The sequence below is a fragment of the Comamonas guangdongensis genome, assembly GCF_041079535.1.
Classification (GTDB): domain Bacteria; phylum Pseudomonadota; class Gammaproteobacteria; order Burkholderiales; family Burkholderiaceae_C; genus Comamonas; species Comamonas guangdongensis.
Window position 1 is genome coordinate 49,871 of sequence record NZ_JBFYGN010000009.1, and the last position, 24,447, is coordinate 74,317.

At 65.0% G+C, this 24,447-nt stretch carries 23 protein-coding genes; 12 read left to right on the top strand and 11 right to left on the bottom strand.

Features of this window, described 5'->3' with window-relative positions:
• Positions 1-135: 135 nt before the first annotated feature.
• The 4 genes from glnA (at position 136) to ntrC (ending at position 4,950) form a co-directional block, all read left to right on the top strand.
• Entirely contained in the window at positions 136-1,551 is a 1,416-nt protein-coding gene (gene glnA / locus AB6724_RS10000) for a type I glutamate--ammonia ligase (protein WP_369338374.1), read from the top strand.
• A 177-nt stretch (positions 1,552-1,728) separates the two neighbouring features.
• Complete coding sequence (locus AB6724_RS10005; protein WP_369338375.1) at positions 1,729-2,244, top strand: hypothetical protein; 516 nt, start codon at positions 1,729-1,731, stop codon at positions 2,242-2,244.
• Between the two features lie 36 nt (positions 2,245-2,280).
• Complete coding sequence (glnL, locus tag AB6724_RS10010) at positions 2,281-3,387, top strand: nitrogen regulation protein NR(II) (protein WP_369338376.1); 1,107 nt, start codon at positions 2,281-2,283, stop codon at positions 3,385-3,387.
• A gap of 48 nt (positions 3,388-3,435) precedes the next feature.
• Positions 3,436-4,950 carry a nitrogen regulation protein NR(I) gene (gene ntrC / locus AB6724_RS10015; protein ID WP_369338377.1) on the top strand — a complete coding sequence of 505 codons (1,515 nt, stop codon included), beginning with the start codon at positions 3,436-3,438 and terminating at the stop codon, positions 4,948-4,950.
• Positions 4,951-4,973: 23 nt separating this feature from the next.
• Here the strand turns inward: ntrC and xth are convergent, their stop codons facing one another.
• Entirely contained in the window at positions 4,974-5,750 is a 777-nt protein-coding gene (gene xth, locus AB6724_RS10020; protein WP_369338378.1) for an exodeoxyribonuclease III, read from the bottom strand.
• A 396-nt stretch (positions 5,751-6,146) separates the two neighbouring features.
• Between xth and AB6724_RS10025 the strand changes: the two genes are divergently transcribed.
• Positions 6,147-7,691 (top strand): methyl-accepting chemotaxis protein, encoded by a 1,545-nt coding sequence (locus AB6724_RS10025; protein ID WP_369338379.1) that lies wholly within the window; start codon positions 6,147-6,149, stop codon positions 7,689-7,691.
• A 24-nt stretch (positions 7,692-7,715) separates the two neighbouring features.
• Here the strand turns inward: AB6724_RS10025 and AB6724_RS10030 are convergent, their stop codons facing one another.
• The 3 genes from AB6724_RS10030 to AB6724_RS10040 form a co-directional block, all read right to left on the bottom strand.
• Positions 7,716-8,792, bottom strand: coding sequence for a metallophosphoesterase (locus AB6724_RS10030; RefSeq protein WP_369338380.1), 1,077 nt, complete (start codon positions 8,790-8,792; stop codon positions 7,716-7,718).
• A 238-nt stretch (positions 8,793-9,030) separates the two neighbouring features.
• Positions 9,031-9,531 (bottom strand): dihydrofolate reductase, encoded by a 501-nt coding sequence (locus AB6724_RS10035; RefSeq protein WP_369338381.1) that lies wholly within the window; start codon positions 9,529-9,531, stop codon positions 9,031-9,033.
• Positions 9,532-9,641: 110 nt separating this feature from the next.
• Positions 9,642-10,469 (bottom strand): thymidylate synthase, encoded by an 828-nt coding sequence (locus tag AB6724_RS10040; protein ID WP_369338382.1) that lies wholly within the window; start codon positions 10,467-10,469, stop codon positions 9,642-9,644.
• Positions 10,470-10,683: 214 nt separating this feature from the next.
• Between AB6724_RS10040 and AB6724_RS10045 the strand changes: the two genes are divergently transcribed.
• A complete protein-coding gene (locus tag AB6724_RS10045) occupies positions 10,684-11,265 on the top strand; it encodes an Ivy family c-type lysozyme inhibitor (protein ID WP_369338383.1) in 582 nt (193 codons plus the stop codon).
• Between the two features lie 68 nt (positions 11,266-11,333).
• Here the strand turns inward: AB6724_RS10045 and AB6724_RS10050 are convergent, their stop codons facing one another.
• Positions 11,334-12,776: an FAD-binding oxidoreductase gene (locus AB6724_RS10050; protein ID WP_369338384.1), complete on the bottom strand. Its 1,443-nt coding sequence runs from the start codon at positions 12,774-12,776 to the stop codon at positions 11,334-11,336.
• Between the two features lie 143 nt (positions 12,777-12,919).
• On the opposite strand from AB6724_RS10050, the gene AB6724_RS10055 reads away from it, so the two are divergent.
• Positions 12,920-13,855, top strand: coding sequence for a LysR family transcriptional regulator (locus tag AB6724_RS10055; protein WP_369338385.1), 936 nt, complete (start codon positions 12,920-12,922; stop codon positions 13,853-13,855).
• On the opposite strand, the gene AB6724_RS10060 is transcribed toward AB6724_RS10055, so the two are convergent.
• Positions 13,831-14,274 (bottom strand): DUF2069 domain-containing protein, encoded by a 444-nt coding sequence (locus AB6724_RS10060; protein WP_369338386.1) that lies wholly within the window; start codon positions 14,272-14,274, stop codon positions 13,831-13,833. The two genes, AB6724_RS10055 and AB6724_RS10060, sit on opposite strands and share 25 nt — an antisense overlap.
• A gap of 100 nt (positions 14,275-14,374) precedes the next feature.
• Here AB6724_RS10060 and AB6724_RS10065 point away from each other — a divergent pair, with 100 nt between their 5' ends.
• On the top strand, positions 14,375-16,042 hold the full coding sequence (locus tag AB6724_RS10065; RefSeq protein WP_369338387.1) for a YihY family inner membrane protein: 1,668 nt from the start codon (positions 14,375-14,377) through the stop codon (positions 16,040-16,042).
• A 59-nt stretch (positions 16,043-16,101) separates the two neighbouring features.
• Here the strand turns inward: AB6724_RS10065 and AB6724_RS10070 are convergent, their stop codons facing one another.
• Positions 16,102-16,452, bottom strand: coding sequence for an Mpo1-like protein (locus AB6724_RS10070; RefSeq protein WP_369338388.1), 351 nt, complete (start codon positions 16,450-16,452; stop codon positions 16,102-16,104).
• A gap of 230 nt (positions 16,453-16,682) precedes the next feature.
• Here AB6724_RS10070 and AB6724_RS10075 point away from each other — a divergent pair, with 230 nt between their 5' ends.
• On the top strand, positions 16,683-17,498 hold the full coding sequence (locus AB6724_RS10075; protein WP_369338389.1) for an alpha/beta fold hydrolase: 816 nt from the start codon (positions 16,683-16,685) through the stop codon (positions 17,496-17,498).
• A 104-nt stretch (positions 17,499-17,602) separates the two neighbouring features.
• Here the strand turns inward: AB6724_RS10075 and AB6724_RS10080 are convergent, their stop codons facing one another.
• The 3 genes from AB6724_RS10080 to AB6724_RS10090 are packed head-to-tail and all read right to left on the bottom strand — an operon-like array spanning position 17,603 to position 20,173.
• Positions 17,603-18,412, bottom strand: coding sequence for an alpha/beta fold hydrolase (locus tag AB6724_RS10080; protein WP_369338390.1), 810 nt, complete (start codon positions 18,410-18,412; stop codon positions 17,603-17,605).
• 34 nt (positions 18,413-18,446) lie between these two features.
• The gene (locus tag AB6724_RS10085) at positions 18,447-18,869 is read right to left on the bottom strand and encodes a GNAT family acetyltransferase (protein WP_369338491.1); all 423 of its coding nucleotides are present in this window, start codon (positions 18,867-18,869) and stop codon (positions 18,447-18,449) included.
• Between the two features lie 5 nt (positions 18,870-18,874).
• Complete coding sequence (locus tag AB6724_RS10090; RefSeq protein WP_369338391.1) at positions 18,875-20,173, bottom strand: O-acetylhomoserine aminocarboxypropyltransferase; 1,299 nt, start codon at positions 20,171-20,173, stop codon at positions 18,875-18,877.
• Between the two features lie 253 nt (positions 20,174-20,426).
• Here AB6724_RS10090 and AB6724_RS10095 point away from each other — a divergent pair, with 253 nt between their 5' ends.
• From AB6724_RS10095 to aroC, 3 genes are all read left to right on the top strand, one after another.
• The gene (locus AB6724_RS10095; RefSeq protein ID WP_369338392.1) at positions 20,427-20,879 is read left to right on the top strand and encodes a CBS domain-containing protein; all 453 of its coding nucleotides are present in this window, start codon (positions 20,427-20,429) and stop codon (positions 20,877-20,879) included.
• 126 nt (positions 20,880-21,005) lie between these two features.
• A complete protein-coding gene (locus AB6724_RS10100; RefSeq protein ID WP_369338393.1) occupies positions 21,006-22,445 on the top strand; it encodes a CoA transferase in 1,440 nt (479 codons plus the stop codon).
• Between the two features lie 107 nt (positions 22,446-22,552).
• Positions 22,553-23,650, top strand: coding sequence for a chorismate synthase (gene aroC / locus AB6724_RS10105; protein WP_369338394.1), 1,098 nt, complete (start codon positions 22,553-22,555; stop codon positions 23,648-23,650).
• Between the two features lie 313 nt (positions 23,651-23,963).
• Here the strand turns inward: aroC and nrdR are convergent, their stop codons facing one another.
• Positions 23,964-24,443 carry a transcriptional regulator NrdR gene (gene nrdR, locus AB6724_RS10110; RefSeq protein WP_369338395.1) on the bottom strand — a complete coding sequence of 160 codons (480 nt, stop codon included), beginning with the start codon at positions 24,441-24,443 and terminating at the stop codon, positions 23,964-23,966.
• Between the last annotated feature and the right edge of the window lie 4 nt (positions 24,444-24,447).

Consider the following 24,447-nt stretch of genomic DNA (forward strand, 5'->3'; position numbering starts at 1 on the left):
GATGAATAGGCTTATCCTTGCGGCCTGTGCCGCTGCAGCTTCATTGCCCAGTCAAACGCAACGCAAGTTGGCACGCAAACTGCTAAATATTTTTCATCCTTTATTTGATCAGCCAAAGTTGGCAGGAGAGATCTGATGGCGAAGACCGTTGCAGACGTGATGCAGATGGTGCAGGAGAACGAGGTCAAGTTCGTGGACCTGCGCTTTACCGATACCCGCGGCAAGGAGCAGCACGTGACCGTGCCTGTGTCGCACTTCGACGAGGACAAGTTCGCCTCGGGCCACGCCTTCGACGGTTCTTCCGTGGCCGGCTGGAAGGGTATCGAGGCTTCGGACATGCAGCTCGTGCCCGATCCCAATACCGCCAACATCGATCCCTTCTTCGAAGAAACCACGCTGATTCTGCAGTGCGACGTGATCGAGCCCAGCGACGGCAAGGCCTATGAGCGCGATCCCCGCTCCGTGGCCAAGCGCGCCGAAGCCTATCTGAAGGCCTCCGGTCTCGGCGATACCGCCTACTTCGGACCCGAGCCCGAATTCTTCATCTTCGATGGCGTGCGTTGGGATACCCAGCCCGGCAACACCTTCTACGAAATCGAAGAGTACGAAGCCCCCTGGAACACCGGCACCAAGTTCGACACTGGCAACCGCGGCCACCGTCCGCGCAACAAGGGCGGCTACTTCCCCGTGCCTCCCGTCGACAGCACGCAGGACATGCGCGCCGAAATGGTGCTGATCCTCGAATCCCTGGGCATTCCCGTCGAAGTGTTCCACCACGAAGTGGCTGGCGCCGGTCAGAACGAAATCGGCACCAGGTTCAGCACCCTGGTCGAGCGCGCCGACTGGACACAGCTGATGAAGTATGTGATCTGGAACGTGGCCAACACCTACGGCAAGACCGCGACCTTCATGCCCAAGCCCTATCCCGGCGACAACGGCTCGGGCATGCACGTGCACCAGTCTGTGTGGAAGGACGGCAAGAACCTGTTCGCCGGCGACGGCTATGCCGGTCTGTCCGATTTCGCTCTGTACTACATCGGCGGCATCATCAAGCACGCCCGTGCGCTGAACGCCATCACCAACCCCGGCACCAACAGCTACAAGCGCCTCGTTCCTGGCTTTGAAGCGCCCGTGAAGCTGGCTTACTCGGCCAAGAACCGCTCCGCTTCCATCCGCATTCCTTACGTGAGCAACCCCAAGGCCCGCCGCGTGGAAGCCCGCTTCCCCGATCCTCTGATGAACCCCTACCTGGGCTTCTCGGCTCTGCTGATGGCCGGCCTGGACGGCGTGGAAAACAAGATCCATCCCGGCGAAGCCGCGACCAAGGACCTCTACCACCTGCCTCCCGAGGAAGACAAGCTGGTGCCCACCGTGTGCCACAGCCTGGACCAGGCGCTGGAAGCGCTGGACGCCGATCGCGCCTTCCTGACCAAGGGCGGTGTGTTCACCGACGGCTTGATCGACGCCTACATCGATCTGAAGATGAGCGAAGTGACCCGCTATCGCCAGTCGGTGCACCCCGTCGAATTCGACATGTACTTCTCGCTGTAAGGCGGGCAGGGCAGAAAAGGCGGCTTGGCCGCCTTTTTTATTGCTAGGTCTTGATGCCGGCAAAGCCAAGGAACCAATCAGGCGCTTCGGAGACCAAGAAGTGGCTACAGTCGGCGAGCTAGGAGCGATACTCGCACCATTGCAGGTATGCCATCGCTGTCTGCCCGAGAGGAGCCAATGAAGAAGTTTTTTGTGTTGCCGATCCTGCTCGCCGCTGCCGGTGCAGTCTGGTCGCAGGATGTGATTTACCGCTGCGGCAACGAGTACACCAACAATGTTTCCCAGGCCAAGGCCAAGGGCTGCAAGCCCGTGGATGGCGGCGGTGTGACGGTGATTCACGGCACCCGCCCGGCGAGCAACGCAGGCGCCGCAGCAGCGCCAAAGCCGGCCAAGGCCGGGACGGCGGCGGCCAGCCCGGCACCGGCACCGGCACGCGCCGACAGCGCTGCACAAAAAGCGCGCGACTCCGATGCCCGCACCATCTTGCAGGCCGAGCTGAGCAAGGCCCAGGCCAGACTGACCGAGCTCAAGACCGAGTACAACGACGGCAACCCGGTGCGCACCGCACTGGAGTTGCGCAACCCGCAGGGCTATCCGGAGCGGGTGGAGAAGCTCAAGGCCGATATCGCACGCCAGGAAAGCGATATTGCAGGCATCAAACGCGAGATGGACCGGCTGCCTGCGGTCAACTAATCCAGCCCCTGGGGTTGGCCACACCGGTTCTGCTGCATGAATCCACTTGTCCCCCCTTCCACTCCAGCCGGCACCACAGCGGCTGGAGCAGATGCCAGGAACTACCAGGCGCTGGACTGGCTGTGCACGCTGATTGCGGTGCTTGACGCCCAAGGCGCCGTGCGCTTCGTCAACGCGGCGCTGGAAAACGCGCTGGGCCAGTCTCGCCGCACCATGGAGGCCAGCGATTTCGCGCTCTGCTTTGCCGAGCCCGCCTTGCTGGACAAGGCGCTCAGCGGCGCTCGCTCCAACGACTTTGCGGCGCTGCGCTTCGAAGCCGGTCTGCTGCGTCTGGGCCAGGAGCCCCTGCCCGTGCATGTCACGGTGTCGGTGGTCGAGCAGGTCGGCCATGTCATGGTGGAGATGTGGCCGCTGGAGCAGCAGGCCCGCCAGGACCGCGAGGAACGCATTCGCGAGCAGGCCCAGGCCAACAAGGAGCTGATCCGCAATCTCGCGCATGAGATCAAGAATCCGCTGGGCGGGATTCGCGGCGCGGCCCAGCTGCTGCAGATGGATTTGCCGACGCCGGAGCTGCGCGAATACACCACCGTGATCGTGCATGAGGCCGACCGCCTCCAGGCCTTGGTCGACCGCCTGCTGGCTCCGCACCGCCACCCGCATGAAGTCGGCGATGTGAACATCCACGAGGTCTGCGAGCGGGTGCGTTCGCTGGTGCTGATCGAGTTCCCGCAGGGGCTGAGGATCACGCGCGACTACGACATCTCGATTCCCGAATTCCGCGGCGACAGCGCCCAGCTGATCCAGGCCTTGCTCAACATCGTGCAGAACGCCGCCCAGGCCCTGAGCCTGCGCATGGCCCAGGGCGATGCCGAGATCATTCTGCGCACCCGGGTGGCGCGCCAGGTCACTTTGGGGCGCCAGCGCTACAGACTGGCATTGGAATTGCATGTCATCGACAACGGTTCAGGCGTGCCCGATGCCATCAAGGAGCGAATTTTCTATCCCCTGGTGTCCGGCAGGGACGGCGGCTCTGGCCTGGGTTTGACGCTGGCGCAAACCTTTGTGCAGCGTCACCATGGGCTGATCGAATGCGAGAGCCAGCCGGGAAGAACGGATTTCCGCATTCTGATTCCCCTGCCGTAAGCCGCCTGAGATCATCAATCTGCCGAAGAAGGGAAGGAAGTTGCACGAATGAAGCCGATCTGGATTGTGGACGACGACCCTTCCATCCGCTTTGTGCTTGAGAAAGCACTGGGACGCGAAGGCTGGCCCATTCGCAGCTTCACCCAGGCGCGCGATGTGCTCAAGGCCCTGGCCGATGTGGACAGCAGCGACCCCGCGCGCCAGGCGCCCCAGGTGCTGGTCAGCGACATCCGCATGCCCGGCGGCTCGGGCCTGGAGCTGCTGGAGCAGGTCAGGGCGCAGCAGCCCGGCCTGCCCATGATCATCATGACGGCCTACTCCGACCTGGACAGCGCGGTGTCCGCCTTCCAGCGCGGGGCCTTCGAGTATCTGCCCAAGCCATTTGACGTGCCCAAGGCCGTGGAACTGATCCGCCGCGCCGTGGAGGAAAGCCAGCGCGAGGAGGTGGCCGATGTGCAGGCGCCCGTGCAGGCCGAGATGCTGGGTCAGGCGCCGGCCATGCAGGACGTGTTCCGGGCCATAGGCCGGCTGAGCCAGAGCCATGTCACCGTGCTGATCACGGGCGAGTCGGGGGCGGGCAAGGAGCTGGTGGCGCGTGCGCTGCACAAGCACTCACCGGTCGCCGGCGGGCCCTTCGTGGCCATCAATACCGCGGCCATTCCCAAGGATCTGCTGGAGTCCGAGCTGTTTGGCCATGAGCGCGGCGCTTTCACGGGCGCCCAGACCCAGCGCCGCGGCCGGTTCGAGCAGGCGGAAGGGGGCACGCTGTTCCTCGACGAAATCGGCGATATGCCGCTCGAGCTGCAGACGCGCCTGCTGCGCGTGCTGTCCGACGGACATTTCTACCGGGTGGGCGGCCATCAGGCCGTCAAGGCCCATGTGCGCGTGATCGCCGCGACCCACCAGGATCTGGAGCAGCGCGTCAAGGATGGAGTCTTCCGCGAGGATCTGTTCCACCGCCTCAACGTCATCCGTCTGCGCCTGCCCGCTCTGCGCGAGCGCAGGGAAGACGTGCCCATGCTGACCCAGCATTTTCTGCAGCAGAGCGCGCGCCAGCTTGGCGTGGAGCCCAAGCGCATGAGCACGGCGGCCATGCACAGGCTGCAGTCCTTCGGCTTTCCCGGCAATGTGCGTCAGCTGGAAAACATCTGCCATTGGCTCACCGTCATGGCCCCTGCCCAGCAGATCGCACTCAAGGATCTGCCGCCCGAGGTGCTCAATACAGCGGCTGGCCATGCTCAGCCAGCCCCGGCGGTCGCCGAGCTGGTCCGGGCGCCCGCGGCCCAGGAATCGGTGCCTGCGACGGCGGCTGCCCTGTCCGACGGCTGCGTGCCCGATGAATGGCTGCAGGGTCTGGGCAGGCAGGCCGAGGAGCTGCTGACCCAGGGTTGCCATGATGTGTGGGATCAGCTCTCGCAGAAATTCGAGGCCCAGTTGCTGCGCACGGCACTCGGGGCCACCCATGGCCGAAGAGTCGAGGCGGCCAATCGCCTGGGCATAGGCCGCAACACCATCACGCGCAAGCTGCAGGAACTGGGCCTGGACGACGAAGAGTTCGACTGATAGTCGCGCGTGTCGGCGCCAGCTCAGCCCAGAGTGACTATGACCGGTGCATGGTCGCTGGGCTGCTTGTTCCTGCGTGGCTGGCGATCCACCGAGCAGGCGCTGACGCTGGCCTTCAGCGCATCGCTGACCAGGATATGGTCGATGCGCAGGCCGCGGTTCTTCTGAAAACCGAGCATGCGGTAATCCCACCAGGAAAAGCTTTTCTCAGGCTGCTCGAACATGCGGAAGGCGTCCGTGAGCCCGAGCTGCAGCAAGCCCTGGAAATGCTCGCGCTCCTGCACCGTGTGGTGAATCGTGTCCTTGAGGCCCACGGGATCGAAGGAGTCGCGGTCCTCGGGGGCCACATTGAAGTCGCCGACCAGCACCAGGCGCGGGTGCTGGGCTAGCTGCTGCTTGACCCAGGCGTGGAGCGCCTCCAGCCAACGCATCTTGTAGGCGAATTTTTCGGAGCCCGGCTCCTGCCCGTTGACGAAATAGCCGTTGATGAGCCGGATCTCCCCGGCCGGCGAGTCTATCGTGGTGGCGATGATGCGCGCCTGCTCGTCGTCGAAGCCGGGAATATTGCGCACCACGTCGCTGGCCTGGGCACGCGTGATCCAGGCCACGCCGTTATAGGTCTTTTGCCCATGGCTTACCGCGCGGTAGCCGGCCTCCTCGAAGGCCGCGTGGGGAAACTTGTCGTCGGTCAGTTTGAGCTCCTGCAGGCCCAGGGCATCGACGGGATTGGCCTGGAGCCAGTCCAGTACCTGGGGCAGGCGGACGGAAAGAGAGTTGACGTTCCAGGTGGCGATTTGCATAAATAAAACTTCCTTGTTCCATGCGGGCTGCAGGAGGGATGCAGAGAAAACCGCTGCGGCAGCCCGGCTGGCGACCTCAAAAACAGACCATGGGCCTGGGCGCCGTGACAGGGCTATTTGAACCCAATTTGCCGCTGCGCTCTCGGTACCTCGGCGAGGGCTGCCGTCGCACCAGATCATCGCGGGCAGTCTCTGCCGAAATCGGGCTCCGGGCATGCACCAAATCAGGGCGAGAAAGCGTGCAAAGCCTTGGTGCACCAGCGTTTGTGCAGCTCCTGGCATCGGGTCTTGGTGAAATAAACGACAGTCGGATTCGCAACGCAAATTTGCTGTCACTGAATGTAAGGAAAAGATGCATATTTGATCCCGGATCTCGGTTTTTCATACGGAGCAAACATGCGTATCAACCAGCCAGTGACACAGCGTGAGTATGAGTTTCCCGACAGTGCAACCCTGATGTCCACCACGGACGCCAAGAGCCGCATCACCTATGCCAATGCGGCTTTTGTTCAGGTCAGCGGCTTCGGGCTCGACGAGCTCTATCACCAGCCGCACAATCTGGTCCGCCATCCCGACATGCCGCCCGAGGCTTTTGCCGATCTGTGGCGCACGCTCAAGAGCGGCGAGCCCTGGAGCGCCCTGGTCAAGAACCGCTGCAAAAACGGCGACCACTACTGGGTGCGGGCCAATGCGATTCCCATTATTCGAAACGGCGTCACCCAGGGCTATATGTCGGTGCGCACCAAGCCCGGCAGCGAGGAGGTGCAGAGCGCGCAAAAGCTCTACCAGTCCATGCTCAAGGGAGAGGCTCGCGGCAAGCAGCTGTTCAAGGGGCTGCTGATCCGCTCCGGCTGGCGGCGCCTCTTTTCTCTCGGGCAGGTGATTTCCGTGCGCTCGCGGATTCGGCTCAATATGCTGCTGATATGGGCGCTGAGCATGCTCAGTCTGTTTGCGCGGCAGGGCCTGCATACCGGCGATGTTCTGGCCTATGCCTCGATCACGGTGGTATTTGTGGTCGGCAACTACCTGCTGGAGCGGCAGCTTGCGCGGCCCATGGAGCAGCTGCGCAAGCAGGCTCTGGATGTGGCGACGGGAAACAATCGCAATGTGGTGCAGATGGACCGCGTCGACGAGATCGGCATGACCATGCGCTCCATCAGCCAGCTCGGCCTGATGTTCCGCTGGCTGATCGACGACGTGAGCCAGCAGGTGAGCAGCGTGCGCGCGGCGGTCGAGGAAATCTCGCGCGGCAACCAAGATCTGCGCGAGCGCACCGACCATTCGGCGTCCAACCTGGCGCAGACGGCCGCGTTCATGGAGCAGATGAACACCACGGTGCAGAACAACGATGCCACTTCCCAGCAGGCCAATACCCTGGCCGAAAAGTCCAGCCAGGCCGTGAATCAGGGCGGCCAGGCCATGCAGAAGGTGGTGGACGTCATGGCCGAAATCGCCAGCAGCTCATCCCGCATGACCGACATCATCGGCGTCATCGACGGCATCGCGTTCCAGACCAATATCCTGGCACTGAATGCGGCCGTGGAGGCGGCCCGCGCCGGTGAGCAGGGGCGCGGCTTTGCCGTCGTGGCCAGCGAGGTGCGCGCCCTGGCCCAGCGCAGCGCCAACGCCGCCAAGGAGATCAAGGAGCTGATCGACTCCAGCGCCGGGCGCGTGGAAAGCGGTGCCACGCTGGTGCACAAGACGCGCACCGAGATCGAGGAGGTCGTGGTCCATGTGGAGCAGGTCACGGCGCTGATCGCCCAGATCAGCGGCGCCACCCATGAGCAGCGCGACGGCATCTCGCAGGCCAATCATTCCATCAACCACCTGGATTCCATCACGCAGCAAAATGCGGCCCTGGTGCAGCAAAACGCTGCGGCCGCCGAGAGCCTGCAGACCCAGACCCGGCAGCTGGACGAGGCTGTCAGTGTGTTTCGCTGATGCCTGCATCGGCTCGGGCCGGGCTCAGGCCGCGTGCCCGGCGCCGAAGTTCTCCGATGCGGCCTGCACGCCGTCGTCGAACACCAGGGTGCGTTCGGGCCAGCGCATGGCCGCGAGCTTGAAGCGCCGCTGCGGGTCCTCGCCGTTCAGGCGCGCGACCCAGCGGCCGCCGACCGAGTAGTCCACGCAGAACACATTGCCGAGCCGTCCGTGCCAGGACAGCGGCGTGGTGTGGCCGAACAGGTTTTCCGCCTGTGCGCCGTGGGCGGCCGCATCGCCGGGCAGGAGGCGGCGCCAGTAATGGCCGACGATGACGGCGGTCTCGTCGGCATATTCGTTCCACCAGGCCACGCGCTCCACAAAACGCCATTTGCCGCCGGCGTAGAACGGCTCGCGGCATTCGCGCTCCACGCCGGTGGTCAGCACCTTGAGCGGATTGACCATGGCCTTGGCCAGCTCGGTCTCGCTGTGCGCGGCCAGAAAAGGCGGCGGCCACTTCGGGTCTTCGAGGCTGTGGGGCCAGCGCAGCGTTTCCTGGCGCACGCGCTCGGCCACGCGGCTGGCCTGGGCCTGCCGGGCCGCCACGTTCTCGTACTGGTCGTAGACGCTGCGGGCCCCGCCCGCAGGCAGCTGGCGTGCCATGGCGATCTGCTCGGGCCGCCAGGCCGCGTGGACGATGCGCAAATCCTCGCGCTCCAGGGCTATGGGCAAGCGGTTGAGCTGGGCCAGCACGGCGGGAGCATCCTGCATGGGCATGTGCGCGAAGGGGCCGTACTTGGGCTGGTCGGATTCGCGGCGGCTGCGGAAGAACCAGCCCGAGCCGTCCTTGGCGTCCTCGCGCAGCAGATTGATCTCGTGGTTGCCCAGCACCGCCGAGGCCTTGCCCGAGGCCAGCATGGGCATGACCAGGCCCAGCACCGAGGGGCTGTCGGGCCCGCGGTCGCAGAAGTCGCCCACGAAGACCAGGCGACGGCCATCGGGGTGATGGCCTTGGTGGTCATAGCCCAGGTGCCCCAGCAGCTGTTCCAGCGCCTCGGATTCGCCATGGATATCGCCCACGATATCGAGTGGGCCGGGGGGGAGGGGCTGGACAAGACTCATGGGCGGACGATGGCGGCGAAGCTCGGTTCACGAACTGAGGTTGGGGCGGATGCCGGAGTGCCGGGCCGGGTGCGGGATGGAAACCCGGGCAACGCCTGCCATTATCGGTTTGTTGCGCCGCAGCACGCTAGTGGCAAATGTCACGAGACTGACTTGTACGGGGGGGCGAAGAGACCCGCGTCTTGCACGCCGCCCTGGGGACACAGTACAGGCCGTTTCGGCGGCCTGTCTGGGCATACTAGTGCTTTTCGTAGCGCACAAAGCTGTAGGGCAGGCCGTTGGCCGCCATATGGCTGCTGCGCGCGACCTCCTGCCACTGCGGGCCCAGCGTGGGGGCGTAGGCATCGCCCTCGTAGTCGCGGCCGATTTCGGTCACTTCCACGCTATGCGCCAGAGGCAGGGCCTGGGCATAGATCTGGGCGCCGCCCATGACCCAGACGTCCGGCGAGATCTGCTGGCCGCGCTCCAGCGCCTCCTCCAGGCTGGCGGCGCACAGCACCTGGTCCGAGGCCGGCTCGGGCCGCCAGTCGGCCTGGCGCGTGACCACGATATTGGTGCGCCCGGGCAGGGGACGAAAGCGAGCCGGCAGCGAGTCCCAGGTCTTGCGCCCCATGACCACGGCGCAGCCCTGGGTGAGCTGCTTGAAGTGCGCAAGGTCCTCGGGCAGGTGCCAGGGCATGGCGTTGTCCTTGCCGATCACGCCGTTGGCGGCGCGCGCATAAATCAGATGAATGGCCATTCTCGTCGATTGATGAGCAGCTGGTGCTTGCCTGTCTTGGGTTCCAGTAGTTTCCGATATTGAAAACCGCGCAGGTCATGCGCCAGCAGCTTTGGTTTTTATAGCGCAGCTCAGACTGCCACGGGGGCCTTGATGCCCGCATGGTGTTGATACTCCAGCACCTCGAAATCCTCGTACTCGTAGTCGAAGATGCTTGCCGGGCGGCGCTTGATGTGTAGCGTGGGGTAGGCAAACGGCTGGCGGGCCAGCTGGGTCTGCACCTGCTCGAAATGGTTGTTGTAGATGTGGCAGTCGCCGCCGGTCCAGATGAAGTCGCCGACTTCCAGATCACATTGCTGGGCCAGCATATGGGTCAGCAGCGCATAGCTGGCGATGTTGAAGGGCACGCCCAGGAAGATGTCGGCGCTGCGCTGGTAGAGCTGGCAACTGAGCTTGCCGTTCGCCACATAGAACTGGAAGAAGGCATGGCAGGGCATGAGCGCCATCTGGTCCAGCTCGGCCACGTTCCAGGCGCTGACGATGATGCGGCGCGAGTCGGGGTTGGCCTTGAGCTGATTGACGACTTCGGCAATCTGGTCGATATGCGTGCCGTCGGCCTTGGGCCAACTGCGCCATTGCACCCCGTAGACCGGGCCCAGGTCGCCGGTTTCCTTGTCGGCCCATTCGTCCCAGATGGTGCAGCCGCGTTCCTGCAGCCACTTCACATTGCTGTCGCCGCGCAGAAACCACAGCAGTTCCAGGATGATGGACTTGAGGTGTACCTTCTTGGTGGTGACCAGCGGGAAGCCCTCGTTCAGGTCGAAGCGCATCTGATAGCCAAACACGCTGCGGGTGCCGGTACCGGTACGGTCGGTCTTGGCCGCACCGTGCTCGAACACATGGCGCATAAAGGTTTCGTACTGGCAGCGCACGGGGCGCAGGGTGGAGGAGGTGTTCATGGTGCTATCGGAGGGCAGTGCAGGGCAGCGTACACGACGCCGGGCCGCTCTTGAATGGGGGCAGGCACGTAGTGCCGCGACAGGCCAAGTGTGCCATGGCTGAAAGGCTGGCCGGACGGGCCCAGATCAAACACCCATGGCCTGCGCGGTAAGTCTGGAGCTGCGTTTGCCGCAACTGCAAAATAAGCATGTTGTTTGAAAGGAGAGTTTGTTCATGTCACGCACTCTTGTAAACGCCGCCGCCTGTGCGCTGGCCTGTTTGGCCTTGCTGGCCGCCTGCGACAAGACCAAGACGCCCGCGCCAACAACCTCCTCGGCACCGGCCGGTGCTGTGTCCAAGCCGCCGTCAGGCCCTGCTGCCGCGCCGGCCCAGCCTGCGGCTGCCATCAAGCAGGTCCGCGTGCTCCATGTGACCAAGGAGGGCGAGGAGAGCCTGGACAGCCTCAAGCCGCTGGAGGGCAAGTACCGCTGGGACGGGGTGGACTATCTGCAGCAGGGCGTGCTCGCCGGGCGGCTCAAGGCCCTGGTGGGGGTGCAGTACGACACGCTGCTCAAGAACCTGCAAACCCTGGGTCCGCTGGAGCCCGCTGCCGGTCTGCTGTATGTAATGGGCAACCGCCAGCACCAGGGTGGCGAGGAGATGGCCGCCGTGGTGATCGACCCCGTGCGCAACGGCCTGCGTGTCTGGTTGCTCAGCGAGGGCAAGCAAACCGTGTTCACCGATGTGGATGGCGCAGAAATCCCCTGGCCCAGCGACGTGGAGACCATGTTCCGCAATATCGTTGCCACTCATTGAATCCCTGGCAGCGGCCAGAAAAAAGCCCTGCCGATCATGGCAGGGCTTCTTTATCGGCGGCGCAAGGATCAGCCGCGCGCCAGCACCACGCCCGGATTCATGATGCCCTGGGGGTCCAAGGCATTCTTGATGGCACGCATCATTTGCAGGGCCACGGGAGACTGGTATTTTTCGAGCTTGTCGGTCTTGAGCGCGCCCACACCATGCTCGGCCGAGAAGGAGCCGCCGAAGGCATCCACGGCCTCATAGACCAGGTGGTTGACCAGGGCCTCCTTGTCGCGCAGAAAGGCCTTGCCGTCCTCGCCCTCGGGTACCTGCACGTTGTAGTGCAGATTGCCGTCGCCCAGATGGCCGAAGTTGACCAGACGCACGCCGGGAATCTCGCGCTTGAGCACGGCATCGGCATGCTCGACAAAAGCGGGAATGCGCGAGGCGGCGACCGAGATATCGTGCTTGATGTTCAGGCCTTCCTCGGCCTGGGCCAGAGGAATGCTCTCGCGGATATGCCACAGGTCATGGGCCTGGGTCAGGCTCTCCGCGACTACCGCGTTGACCACGCAGCCGTCTTCAAAGGCCAGCTCCAGCAAGTGCTCGAAGCGCAGGCGGGCATGCTGTTCGGACTCGCTGTCGCTGTTCTCCAGCAGCACGCAATAGGGGGCTTCGTCGCCCATGTCGGCCTCCTTTTCGGTGAAGGGCACGCGCAGCTGCGGCATGTGCTTGACGACCAGCGACAGTGCAAACTGGCCCATGACTTCAAAGCCCGTCAGCCCCGCGCCCAGATGCTGGTGCGCCAGGCCCAGCAGACGCACGGCGGCTTCCATGGAAGGCACGGCAGCAAAGGCGGTGAGCTGGGCGGCCGGCTGCGGGAACAGCTTCATGGTGGCGGCGGTGATGATGCCCAGCGTGCCTTCGCTGCCGATGAACAGATCGCGCAGGTCATAGCCTGTGTTGTCCTTGCGAAGGCCCTTGAGGCCGTCCCAGATTTCGCCCTGGGGCGTCACCACTTCCAGGCCCAGGCACAGGTCGCGGGTATTGCCATAGCGCACCACCTGCGTGCCGCCGGCGTTGGTGCCCAGATTGCCGCCGATCGTGCAGCTGCCTTCGGCGGCCAGCGACAGCGGGAACAGCAGGCCTTGCTGATCGGCCAGCTCCTGCAGGTTCTGCAAAATGCAGCCGGCTTCGACGGTGAAGGTCAGATTGTCCTTGTCGATATGGCGCACGGCGTTCAGGCGCGTCAGGCTGAGCACGATCTGCCGGCCGCTGTCGTCTGGGGTGGAGCCTACGGAAAGCCCGGTATTGCCGCCCTGGGGCACGATCTGCACGCCGGCTGCCGCGCAGGCCTTGATCACGCCGGCCACTTCGGCCGTGTTGCCGGGGCGCACCACGGCAAGGGACTTGCCGTGTACGCGCTTGCGCCAGTCCTGTTCGTAGGCGCTGAGGTCGCCATCGGTCAGTACATGGGGAGCGCCCACAATCTGGCGCAGGGATTCAAGCAAAGCGGTGGAAGTCATGGCAAGCAGGCCGCTGCAGGGGCGGCAGAGAGGGAGAACAGACGGAAATCCTAAGCCAGGCACAGGGGCGCAGCCGGAAAACCATGAAACCGCAAGCGTAGAGCATGGCAGACTACGGGACAATCGAAATAAATTGCTTGGTTATGCCGGTTTTTCCGAACAATATCAGCCTGCGCCAGCTGCGCGCCTTTGACGAGGTGGCGCGTCAGGGCGCATTTGCCCCGGCAGCCCGCGAGCTGTGCCTGACGCAGTCGGCCCTGTCCGAATCTATTCGCCAGCTGGAAGAGGCCTTGGGCCTGCGGCTGTTTGACCGCACGACGCGAACCGTGGGGTTGACGGCTGCTGGCCAGGCCTTTTTGCTCGATGTGCGCCAGGCCTTTGAGACCCTGGAGCAGGGCTTTCAGAACCTCGGCGATCTGGCCGCATTGCGCCGCGGCAAGGTGCGCATTGCTGCCGCTCCTTCGGTGCTGGCCGTGCTGCTGCTGCCGCTGCTGCCGCAGCTGCGCGCCCAGCACCCGGGCATCGAGGTGGATCTGGTGGAAGACAGCGCCGAGGGCATAGCCCAGCGCGTGCAGGCCGGGCTGGTGGACTTCGGCGTGGGGGCGGCCCACCCCGCAGGCGGCGATCTGCATACCCGGCCGCTGGTCAGCGATGCCATGGGCCTGGTGGCGCGGGCCGATGAGCCGCTGCTGCAAGCGCCGCAACTGGTGGCCGCGGATCTGGCGCTGCTGCCGTTTGTGGGCCTGACCACGGATACCGCCATCAGCCAGCTGCTGGCCGCGGCCCCTGGCATGCCGGCCAATGTGCTGCAGACGCCGCTGCGCATGTCCAACCCTCAGCTGCTGTTCGAAGCCGTGCGCCTGGGTCTGGGGGTCAGCATCGTGCCGGCGCTGACGGCGCGGCATCCGGCACGCGGCGAGCTGCGGTTTCGCCTGCTGGACGCACCGCGCATTCTGCGCCGTACCCTGCTGATCCAGCGGCCTCGGCGCGCGCTAGCGCCGGCGGCTCAGCTGCTTTGCGAGGCCCTGGCCACGCAGGTGCAGACCCTGGCGCGTCACGAAGGCATTGCGCCGGATTGAGGCGCAGCGGCCTTGGCTGCGCGCTGGCGCAGGCGCACATGGGCGGCGCAGGCGATGAAGAGCAGCACGCACAGTGCAATCTCGCCCATGGCCAGCCAGCGGCCGGGCGCTGGGTCACCCCAGGCGCGCACCACGCCTTCGGTGAAGTACAGCCAGACCAGCAGGCTGAGCCAGCGATAGGTGTACATGCGGCGCTTGAGCAGACCGACCACCGCAAACGCCAGCGGCAGCGCCTTCAGGAACAGCCAGGTGCCGCCGCTGCGCAGCGGGGCCAGCCATAGTTCCCAGGCCATGCACAGCGCCATCAGGGCCAGCAGACTGCCCACGGCCAGCCAGCGCGTGGCGGCGACGTCGGAGCCTGGCTGCTGGATTGGTGAACAAGTGTTTGCGGCGGCTTGGGGCGGGAAGGCATCGGTCATAGCGATGGCATCATATCGGCCATGGCAGCTCTCTTTGCATCCGAAATTTTTCTTTCAAGTCCGGCGCTTGACCTCGCGCATGCGAAGAGGGGGGGCAGTCATGAAGAAAAATGACCGAGCCGGTTTCTGGGCCGCGCTGGAAGGCAGCCCGCAGGCGCAGCTGCCCCTGCCCGAGACCGGCGCAGCGGCCGGCATCTCCACCCTGGCCGGTGGCAGGCAAGAGCCGCTGCTGAACGAGCCTGCTGAAGAAGCCGCGCCGGCAAGCGGCCCCGGCGTTGCCGCCGCTTCGCCCGAGCCGCAGCCTCCAGCCGCGCCATTCAATCCGGTCCGGCCGGATACGGGTCTGTATTCACGCTCGGACAGGGCTCAAGCCCAGGCGCAGAAGGAGGGTCCTGCTTTTGTTTCAGGAGCACCGCGCAACCCGCAGCGCAAAGCCTGGGCGCCGGGTTTCGACTGGAGGGACGGGCTGTCGCGCCTGCCCAGGCCCAGCCTGCCGCGCAGGGAAGACCTCAAGGCCGAGTTTGTGCGCCGCAGTCGCCGCGTGCAGCGGCGGGTGCGCAGCTTTCCCTGGCGCAACACCGCACAGGTGCTGCGCGAACGTTTCAAGGAAGACCGCCTGGGGGTGACGGCCAGCAGCCTGACCTTTACCTCGCTGCTGGCGCTGGTGCCGTTCTTCACCGTGGCTCTGGCCTTGTTCACGGCCTTTCCCATCTTCGGCAAGGTACAGCAGGTGCTGGAGCGCTGGCTGATGGACAGCCTGATTCCCGAAACCATCGCGCGCCAGGTGCTGGGCTATCTCACGCAGTTCGCCTCCAAGGCCAGCCGCCTGGGGCTGGTGGGCTTTTCCATGCTCATCGTCACGGCCGTGGCCCTGATACTGACCATAGACCGCACGCTCAACAATATCTGGCGCGTGCGCCAGCTGCGGCCGCTGGGCCAGCGGGTGCTGATCTACTGGGCGGCCATCACGCTGGGGCCGCTGCTGCTGGGCCTGAGCCTGGTGCTGTCCTCCTATGTGATGTCGGCCTCCAAGGGGCTGGTCAATGCCCTGCCCGAGAGCCTGCGCTTTGTCTTCGACTCTATCGAATTCGTGGTGCTGGCGGCCGGCATGGCCGGGCTCTACCACTATGTGCCCAATACGCCGGTGCGCTGGCGCCATGCCTGGGTGGGTGGCATCTTCGTCTCGGTCTGCATGGAACTGGCCAAGAAGATGCTGGCCATCTATCTGAACTCGGTGCCCACCTATTCGGTGATCTACGGCGCGTTTGCGACCCTGCCGATCTTGCTGATCTGGATGTATGTGGCCTGGTGCGTCGTGCTGCTGGGGGCTCTGGTCACCGCCTATCTGCCCACGGTGCTGACCGGGGTGGAGCGCCTGACCGGCCACCGCGGCTGGCAGTTCGAGCTGTCCGTGGAAATTCTGCAGTGCCTGGCCAAGGAGCGCGAACTGCCGCACAAGGGCTTGCTGGTGCGCCAGCTCGCGCAGCGCCTGCGCATCGAGGCCGCACAGATTCAACCCGTGCTGCAGGCTCTGGCCAAGCTCGACTGGGTGGGCGCCGTGCAGCCGCCGGACGCTTTTGTCTCGCTGGAGAGCACCGAGCCGCGCTATGTGCTGCTGGTGGACCCGCGCGCCACCCATGTGGAGCCGCTGGTCCAGGCCCTGCTGCTGCAGCCCTCAAATGCCGTGCAGCCGCTGTGGCAGCGTGCCCAGCTGGCCGAGATGACGCTGGCCGAGCTGATCGCTGGCTCCGGTATTCATAGAGTTTGAGTCGCCTTCGGTGCAAATCTATGAATATGGGATGCTGAGCATCGGGCAACAGCCGGGGCTCAGCTCAGCTTGATGCGGCCCAGCAGGATGTCGCGCCACATCATCCAGTCGCCCATAAAGCTGTAGAGAGGGCGCTTGAAGCTCGCTGGCCGGTTTTTCTCGAAGCCGAAATGCCCGACCCAGGCAAAGGCATAGCCGCAGACCAGGCCGGCCAGCAGATACCACCAGTCGCCGGTGACGAACAGGGCCAGCAGAAACAGCAGCGACAGGCTGGTGCCGATAAAGTGCAGGCGGCGGCAGACGACATTGCTGTGCTCGCCCAGATAAAAGGGGTAGAACTCCGCGAAGCTCTTGAACTGGCGCGGATCTACGGTGGCGCTCTCAGGCGCGGAGCTCGTGGTCCGGGACATGGCAGACCTCGGTTGATGAGATGCTTTTTTATACCGCCGGGCTCGTCGGCGGGCCAGCGGGTAAGTGCCCTCCCGACACCGGGCAGGGTCGCATGCAGGACAGCGGGCCGGCTCGCGCCAGCCGCAAAATCTGCCGGCATTGGTGCAGATGCCGCCATGTTTCAGGCTCGGCCGGCACGGCTGCACCCAGTATTGCTACCGTTGTTCCTCTCATCCCCCGATTGCCGCCCATGTCCGATATTGCCTTTCCTTCGAGCACGGAACTCACCACCAGCGAGATCCGCGTGGCGACTCCCGATGGCGCACTGTATGCCAAGCGCTGGCAGCCGCAGCAGGCCAGCCGCAGGTCGGCGCTGGTGCTCATGCATGACTCGTTGGGCAGCGTGGCGCTGTGGCGCGAGTTCCCCGAGCTGCTGGCCAAGGCCACGGGCCGCGCGGTGATCGCCTATGACCGCCTGGGCTTCGGCCGCTCGGATGCCAATCCGCATCGGCTCGCGCCGAGTTTTGTGGCCGACGAGGTGCAGGCCGGCTTTGCGCCGCTGCACAGGGCGCTGGAGCTGGACGACTTCGTCATGCTCGGTCATAGCGTGGGCGGCGGCATGGCCTGCATGGTGGCCGCGGCCTATCCGCAGCAGTGCAAGGCCTTGATCACGGAATCGGCCCAGAGCTTCGTGGAGGACCGCACCCTGGCCGGCATCCGCGCCGCGCGCGACAACTTTGCCCAGCCCGGGCAGCTGGACCGGCTGTCCCGTTATCACGGCGAGAAGGCGGCCTGGGTGCTGTCGGCCTGGGTCGATACCTGGCTGACCCGGGCTTTTGCCGACTACCGGCTGGACGCCGCCCTGCGGCAGGTGCATTGCCCGGTGCTGGCCATTCATGGCGAGCTGGATGAGTTCGGCTCGCTGGTGCACCCGGAAAACATCTGCAACTGGTCGCAAGGCCCATGCGAGACCGAAATCATCGCCGGCGGCGGCCATGTGCCGCACCGCGAGCTGCCCGAACGCATCACGGGCCGCATTGCAGCGTTTCTGCAGCCGATCGATTGAGCCCGGACCGCGTCCTTCGCCGGCTCGGATTCTCAGGCTCCGCCGCACCAGCCCATGCATGATGCAGGCCGGGTCGTCCCGGCCATGACATCGGGTTGACAGCCCTAAATCGCGAGGAAATCCCGGATCGCGAACAGAGTCGGGTCGGGCGATTCGGTCATCTGGTTATGGCCGTTGGGAATCATCTGCACCCTGGGCTGCTGGCCTGCGGCCCTGGCGGCTTCTATCAGGCCCTTGGCGGCCTTGGGAGGGGTCATCTGGTCCTGCTCGCCCAGCACGAACAGCACAGGGCAGGAGAGCTGGGCCATGGCGGCCTCGCCGCCCGCATAGCTGTCGCAGGCCGTAAAGCCCGCATGCAGCAGATTGGTGCGGCTGTTGCTGGCCAGCACGCGCCTGCCCAGGGCCATGCCGGCGCCGAACACCCAGCTGCCCGCGCCGCCCGGGGGCGACAGCGTGGCGCGCGAGAAGGTGTTGACCATGGCGATGGCTTTTTCGGGCGTGTTCAGCGCCGAGTCGAGCAGGGCCGGCGAGACCTTCATCGGAAAGGCCGTGCCCACCAGCACCAGGTGGCTGATGCGCTGCTTGAGCGTGGCCGCGGCTTCCATTGCGATCAGGCTGCCCCAGCTGTGGCCGATCAGCGCGGCTTTTTCCAGGCCTGCAGCATCCATCAGCGCGCCGATGAAGGCCGCGGCCTCTTCGACGGACTTCGGCGCATTGCCGCCGCTTCTGCAGTGACCGGGCAGGTCGATGGCCAGCACGTTCCAGCCGTGATTGGCCAGATAGCGGCTTTGCAGCGCCCAGACGCTGTGGTCGCAGAGCACGCCGTGGATGAAGATGGCCGTGGGCTTGGCCGCATCGAAGGCCTTGCCGCCGGTATAGGCGTAGATCTCTGCGCCCTGGACATGGATGTGCATGTATGTCTCCGAATGTTGTGTACGCGCGGGCGCCCTAGATGTCGGCGATCAGCCGCTTGCCCATGCTCAAGGTCTGGTCGTCGGTATAGCCCAGGCTTGCGTAGAAGGCGATCACGGCTTCGTTGCCGGCGCGGATCTGCAGATTGAGCTTGGGGCAGCCGCGCTCGACGAGCAGCCGCTCGGCCATTTCCATGAGGCGGCGTGCGTGGCCTCGGCGCTGCTGCGCCGGATGCACGGCCAGATAGTTGATCCAGCCGCGGTGGCCCTCATAGCCGACCATGACGGAGGCCATGACGGCACCGGTCTCGTCGTAGCCCACGAGGAACAGCTCGGGATGGACCTGCAGCTTGCGCTCTATGTCCTTGTATGGGTCGTTCCAGGGCCGTGTCAGGCCGCAGGCCTGCCACAGCTGCACCGTGGCCTCGGCATCGGCCGGCGCAAAAGGGCGAATCTGCAGGCTCATCAGACGGCCTTCTCCGCGGCCTTGAGCGCGCGTTTGAGGTCGTCGATCAGGTCGTCGGCATCTTCGAGGCCAATCGACAGGCGTATCGTGCCCTGGCCTATGCCGGCCAGGGCCAGGGCTTCGTCCGTCATGCGGAAATGCGTGGTGCTGGCCGGATGGATGACCAGCGAGCGGCAGTCGCCCACATTGGCCAGGTGGCTGAAGACTTTCAGCGTCTCGATGAATTTCTTGCCCTGGTTGCGGTTGCCGGCAATGTCGAAGCTGAACACCGAGCCCGCGCCGCGCGGCAGCAGCTTCCTGGCCAGCGCGTAGGACGGATGGGATTCGAGCATGGGGTGGCCCACGCGGCTGACCAGAGGATGGCTGGCCAGGAACTGCACCACCTTCTCGGTATTGCGCATATGGCGTTCCATGCGCAGCGGCAGCGTCTCTATGCCTTGCAGGATCAGCCAGGCGCTGTGCGGGCTCATGCAGGCGCCGAAGTCGCGCAGGCCTTCGCGGCGCGCGCGCAGCAGAAAGGCCCCCACCGTGCTTTCCTCGCTGAATACCATGTTGTGGAAGCCGTCGTAGGGCTGGGTCAGCTCGGGGAATCTGCCGCTCTTCTCCCAGTCGAAGCTGCCGCCGTCGACCACGATGCCGCCGATCACCGTGCCGTGACCCGAGAGGAACTTGGTGGCCGAGTGGTAGACGATGTCCGCGCCGTGCTCGAAGGGCTTGATCAGCCAGGGCGAGGTCAGGGTGGAGTCCACCAGCAGCGGCACGCCGGCCTCGTGGGCGATGGCGGAGACGGTGGCAATGTCCAGCACATCCAGGCCCGGGTTGCCGACGGTTTCGCCGAAGAACAGCTTGGTATTGGGACGCACGGCGGCGCGCCAGCCGTCTATGTCGCCGGGCTTGACGAAGGTGGTCTCGATGCCGAAGCGGCGCAGCGTGTAGTGCAACAGGTTCTGGCTGCCGCCGTACAGCGCCGTGCTGGCCACGATATGGCTGCCCGCGCCCATTAGCGTGGCAATCGACAGATGCAGCGCCGCCTGGCCGCTGGCCACGGCAATCGCGCCCACGCCGCCTTCGAGCGCGGACACGCGCTGCTCGAGCACGGCGTTGGTGGGATTGCTGATGCGGCTGTAGACATGGCCGGGGCGTTCCAGATTGAACAGGCTGGCCGCATGGTCGCTGGATTCGAAGACGAAGGAGGTCGTCAGGTGGATGGGCACGGCGCGTGCGCCGGTGGCCGGGTCGGGCTGGGCGCCTGCGTGCAGGCTCAGGGTATCGAAGCCGGGGTCAGAGTAACCGGGCATGTTTTTGTCTCCATGGCTTGTTTTGATTGACGCAATGCGAGATTGAGCCTGCAATCAAATATCAATTTGGTCGAATAGACGATTAAATATGTAGAAATTCATATGTTTCGTCATTGTTTTAGTTTTTATGAGTGCAAGCCATTGTGGGCTATATTTGTGCACGCACTTGCATTCTGTGCAAAGCGATGCCGCATGTGCTGACACATGCAGGACAAAAGCTGCCAGAGTGCCAAACTGATTTCGGAGAACAGCAATGAAAGTTAGTGACATCCTGCGCGTCAAGGGCAATACCTTGTACACGGTAGCGCCCGACGAAAGCCTGGCCGCGGCGGTGCAGGTCATGTCGGACAAGGACATAGGTTCGCTGGTCGTCATGGAGCATGGCGACGTGGTGGGCATGCTGACCTTCCGCGAAGTGATCCAGGGCTTCGTCAAGACCAGCGGCATCGCCGATATGACCGTGCGCTCGGCCATGGACGACGCGCCCATGACCTGCACCATGGAGACCGATATGGACGAGGTGCGCCGCATGATGCTGGACCGCCATGCGCGCTACATGCCCGTGATGGACAAGCGCATGCTCATGGGCGTGATCTCGCTGTACGACGTCGCCAAGGCCGTGGTCGACAGCCAGAACTTCGAGAACCGCATGCTCAAGGCCTATATCCGCGACTGGCCCGAGGGCGAGCGCCAGGGTGCCGAGTGATGGCCCGGCATTGAATCCTTTTCCTCAGACCCCGCAGCCGCGGGGTTTGTCGTTTTGGGCGCGTACCCGTTCCCTGTTTTTGCATGGAATCGGCCCAAAACCCTTGTCGATAATGCGTTGACAGCTATGAAAAATGAAAAACTCGACGAACCCCAAACCGCTGCGGGCGCGCCAGCCGCGCTGGCGGAGCTATGGGGACAATGCGGCTTGCCCCCGCAGGCCCTGGTCCGCGCGACGCTGAGCGGTTCGGCCCGCGGCTTTGCCTCCAGCTTTGCCGTGGCCGACCTGGTCCAGGCCAGCGTGGGCGCGGCCGCGCTGGCGGCCACCGAGATCGGCGCGCTGCGCAGGCCGGATCTGGCGGCGCAGACCGTGAGCGTCGATGCCCAGCATGCGGTATTCGAGAGCAGCGGCTTTTTCACGCTCGACGGCCAGGAGCCCGATCTGTGGTCGCCGATATCGGGCCTGTATGCCTGCGGCGCGGCTGTGGGGGCGCCGGGCTGGGTGCGCATCCATGCCAATTTCGACCACCACCGCGACGGCGCGCTGGCGCTGCTGGGCCTGCCGACCGGAAGCCGGACGCCGCGCGCGGCAGTGGCGCAGGCGCTGCAGCAGTGGCGTGCCGAGGACTTCGAAGCCCGCGCCGCCGAGTGCGGCCTGCCGGTGGCGGCGCTGCGCAGTCATGAGCAATGGCTGGCCCAGGGACAGCAGGCGGAGATCGCCCGCCAGCCCCTGGTGGAGCTGGTGCGCATAGGCGATGCCGCGCCGCTGGCCTGGCCGCGGCTGGGCGAGGAGCAGCGGCCGCTGGCGGGCATCAGGATGCTGGACCTGACGCGCATACTCTCAGGCCCGGCCGCGGCTCGAACCCTGGCCGCCTATGGCGCCGAGGTGCTGATGATCAACGGACCCCATCTGCCCAATATCGGCGCGATCGCCGACCTGAGCCGCGGCAAGCGCTCGGCCCAGCTGGACCTGCGCACGGTGTCGGGCCGCGCGGACTTGCGGAGCCTGGTCGGCGCGGCCCATGTGTTTCTGCAGGCCTACCGGCCCGGCGCATTGGAGGCCAGGGGCTTTGGCGCCGAAGCCCTGGCGCGGCTGCGCCCCGGCCTGGTGGTGGCCGAGCTATGTGCCTATGGCTGGCAGGGGCCGTGGTCGGGCCGGCGCGGCTTTGACTCGCTGGTGCAGACGGCCAGCGGCATCAATGCGGACGAGGGCATGGCCGAGGGCGGCGGCAAGCCCCGGGTTCTGCCCATGCAGGCGCTGGACTATGGCGCGGGCTTTTTGCTGGCCTTTGGCATACAGGCGGCCTTGCTGAAGCAGGCCGCCGAGGGCGGCAGCTGGCGCGTGCGCGTCACGTTGGCCGGCGCAGCGCACTGGCTGCGCAGCCTGGCTCGCGTGGACCAGCCGCAATGGCAGGAGACGAGGCCCGAGATCGCGCCCTACCTGGAGACGCTGGCCAGCGGCTTTGGCCGCCTGCAGGCCGTGCGCCATTGCGCGCAGTTCTCGCGCACGCCCGTGGCCTGGGATCATTCGTCCATGCCGCCAGGCAGCCAGCCGCCGCGCTGGTAGTCCGATAACCGGGCGCGGGCCTGCGGCAGGCGCGATGGCTGGGGCAGCAGTCTTATGACCCTCGTGCCCGACGGTGTGCCAAGCTCCGCAGGCATAATCAACAGCCTATGAGCGGCAATACCTTTGGCACAATTTTCACGGTTACCAATTTTGGTGAATCCCACGGTCCGGCCATTGGCTGTGTGATTGACGGCTGCCCCCCGGGCATGGAGCTGAGCGAGGCGGACATCCAGCACGATCTGGATCGGCGTCGCCCAGGCACCAGCAAGTTCGTCACCCAGCGCAACGAGCCCGATGCAGTGGAGATTCTCTCTGGCGTGTACGAGGGCAAGACCACGGGCACGCCGATTGCGCTGCTGATCCGCAACACCGATCAGCGCAGCAAGGATTACTCCAATATTGCCCAGAGCTTCAGGCCCGGCCATGCCGACTATGCGTATTTCCAGAAGTACGGCATCCGCGACCCGCGCGGCGGCGGCCGTTCCTCGGCCCGCCTGACCGCGCCCACCGTGGCCGCAGGTGCCGTGGCCAAGAAATGGCTCAAGGAAAAATTCGGCACCGAGTTCCGCGCCTGCATGACCCAGGTGGGCGAGCTCGCCATCCCGTTCGAGAGCTGGGAACATGTGCCGCACAACCCCTTCTTCGCGCCCGTGGCCGATGTGAGCCGTTTCGAGGAATACATGGAGCAGCTGCGCAAGAGCGGCGATTCCTGCGGCGCGGCGCTGCGCGTGAATGCCAGCAACATGCCGGTCGGCCTGGGCCAGCCGCTGTACGACCGGCTCGACGCCGACATTGCCTACGCCATGATGGGCCTGAATGCGGTCAAGGCCGTGGAAATCGGCGCCGGTTTCGACAGTGTGGCCCAGCGCGGCACCACGCACGGCGACTCGCTGAGCCCCGAGGGTTTCCGCAGCAACAACGCGGGCGGCATCGTCGGCGGCATCAGCACCGGCCAGGACCTGGAAGTGCGCATCGGCATCAAGCCCACCAGCTCCATCATCACGCCGCGCGAATCCATCGATGTGCACGGCCAGAGCACCGAAGTCATCACCAAGGGCCGCCACGACCCCTGCGTAGGCATCCGTGCCGCGCCCATTGCCGAGGCGCTGCTGGCGCTGGTGGTCATGGACCACGCGCTGCGCCACCGCGCCCAGTGCGGCGATGTGGATTCGGGCCTGAAAGCTATCCCCGCGTCGGCCGTCTGAGGACGACGTTGTTCCGGCTTGGGCCGGACCCGATTCCTGCCAAAGCCAGCCCGCAGATTCGCTGCGGGCTGGCTTTGTGCTTTGAGGGCGGCTGGGCACGGAGATCTTTGCGATGCCATCCGCTGCCGTACTGCGCCATGGCGCTAACTTTAAAGAAGCTCATGGCGCATGTTCACGAATAAAATTCTATGAATTTCTGGCGACTTCTATTGAAGGGTGAGCGCGGCGCGCTCATGAATCGATAGTGCGATCTGCCGGACCTTAGGGCCAAAAAAAAAGCCACCCGAAGGTGGCTTTTGATGGGTTCGGCGGGTCAGGGCTTGCTGCGCGCCTTGCTGGCCTTGGGGCTGCGGACTTCGTCCATGATGTTCTTGAAGTCGTCCACATCCTCGAAGCTGCGGTAGACGCTGGCAAAGCGGATATAGCCGACCTTGTCCAGGCCCTTGAGTTCGTCCATCACCAGCTCTCCGAGGCGGCTGGAGTCGACCTCGCGCTGGCCCAGGTTGAGCAGCTTGTCTTCGATGCGCTCTATCGCCGCATCGATGAGCTCGGTGCTCACCGGGCGCTTGCGCAGCGCGATCTGGAACGAGCCCTGCAGCTTGGCGCGCTCGTACTCGATGCGGCGGCCATCTTTCTTGACCACGGTCGGAAAGCTGACCTCGGGGCGCTCGTAAGTCGTGAAGCGCTTGTCGCAGCCGCCGCAGCGGCGGCGGCGGCGGATGAAGCCCCCATCCTCGGACTCGCGGGTCTCGACCACTTGCGTGTCCGGATGATTGCAGAAGGGGCACCTCATGGCT

Coding starts and splice junctions, on each gene's coding strand:
- glnA (WP_369338374.1), top strand. CDS start 136: ATGGCGAAGACCGTTGCAGACGTGATGCAGATGGTGCAGGAGAACGAG.
- AB6724_RS10005 (WP_369338375.1), top strand. CDS start 1,729: ATGAAGAAGTTTTTTGTGTTGCCGATCCTGCTCGCCGCTGCCGGTGCA.
- glnL (WP_369338376.1), top strand. CDS start 2,281: ATGAATCCACTTGTCCCCCCTTCCACTCCAGCCGGCACCACAGCGGCT.
- ntrC (WP_369338377.1), top strand. CDS start 3,436: ATGAAGCCGATCTGGATTGTGGACGACGACCCTTCCATCCGCTTTGTG.
- xth (WP_369338378.1), bottom strand. CDS start 5,750: ATGCAAATCGCCACCTGGAACGTCAACTCTCTTTCCGTCCGCCTGCCC.
- AB6724_RS10025 (WP_369338379.1), top strand. CDS start 6,147: ATGCGTATCAACCAGCCAGTGACACAGCGTGAGTATGAGTTTCCCGAC.
- AB6724_RS10030 (WP_369338380.1), bottom strand. CDS start 8,792: ATGAGTCTTGTCCAGCCCCTCCCCCCCGGCCCACTCGATATCGTGGGC.
- AB6724_RS10035 (WP_369338381.1), bottom strand. CDS start 9,531: ATGGCCATTCATCTGATTTATGCGCGCGCCGCCAACGGCGTGATCGGC.
- AB6724_RS10040 (WP_369338382.1), bottom strand. CDS start 10,469: ATGAACACCTCCTCCACCCTGCGCCCCGTGCGCTGCCAGTACGAAACC.
- AB6724_RS10045 (WP_369338383.1), top strand. CDS start 10,684: ATGTCACGCACTCTTGTAAACGCCGCCGCCTGTGCGCTGGCCTGTTTG.
- AB6724_RS10050 (WP_369338384.1), bottom strand. CDS start 12,776: ATGACTTCCACCGCTTTGCTTGAATCCCTGCGCCAGATTGTGGGCGCT.
- AB6724_RS10055 (WP_369338385.1), top strand. CDS start 12,920: ATGCCGGTTTTTCCGAACAATATCAGCCTGCGCCAGCTGCGCGCCTTT.
- AB6724_RS10060 (WP_369338386.1), bottom strand. CDS start 14,274: ATGACCGATGCCTTCCCGCCCCAAGCCGCCGCAAACACTTGTTCACCA.
- AB6724_RS10065 (WP_369338387.1), top strand. CDS start 14,375: ATGAAGAAAAATGACCGAGCCGGTTTCTGGGCCGCGCTGGAAGGCAGC.
- AB6724_RS10070 (WP_369338388.1), bottom strand. CDS start 16,452: ATGTCCCGGACCACGAGCTCCGCGCCTGAGAGCGCCACCGTAGATCCG.
- AB6724_RS10075 (WP_369338389.1), top strand. CDS start 16,683: ATGTCCGATATTGCCTTTCCTTCGAGCACGGAACTCACCACCAGCGAG.
- AB6724_RS10080 (WP_369338390.1), bottom strand. CDS start 18,412: ATGCACATCCATGTCCAGGGCGCAGAGATCTACGCCTATACCGGCGGC.
- AB6724_RS10090 (WP_369338391.1), bottom strand. CDS start 20,173: ATGCCCGGTTACTCTGACCCCGGCTTCGATACCCTGAGCCTGCACGCA.
- AB6724_RS10095 (WP_369338392.1), top strand. CDS start 20,427: ATGAAAGTTAGTGACATCCTGCGCGTCAAGGGCAATACCTTGTACACG.
- AB6724_RS10100 (WP_369338393.1), top strand. CDS start 21,006: ATGAAAAATGAAAAACTCGACGAACCCCAAACCGCTGCGGGCGCGCCA.
- aroC (WP_369338394.1), top strand. CDS start 22,553: ATGAGCGGCAATACCTTTGGCACAATTTTCACGGTTACCAATTTTGGT.
- nrdR (WP_369338395.1), bottom strand. CDS start 24,443: ATGAGGTGCCCCTTCTGCAATCATCCGGACACGCAAGTGGTCGAGACC.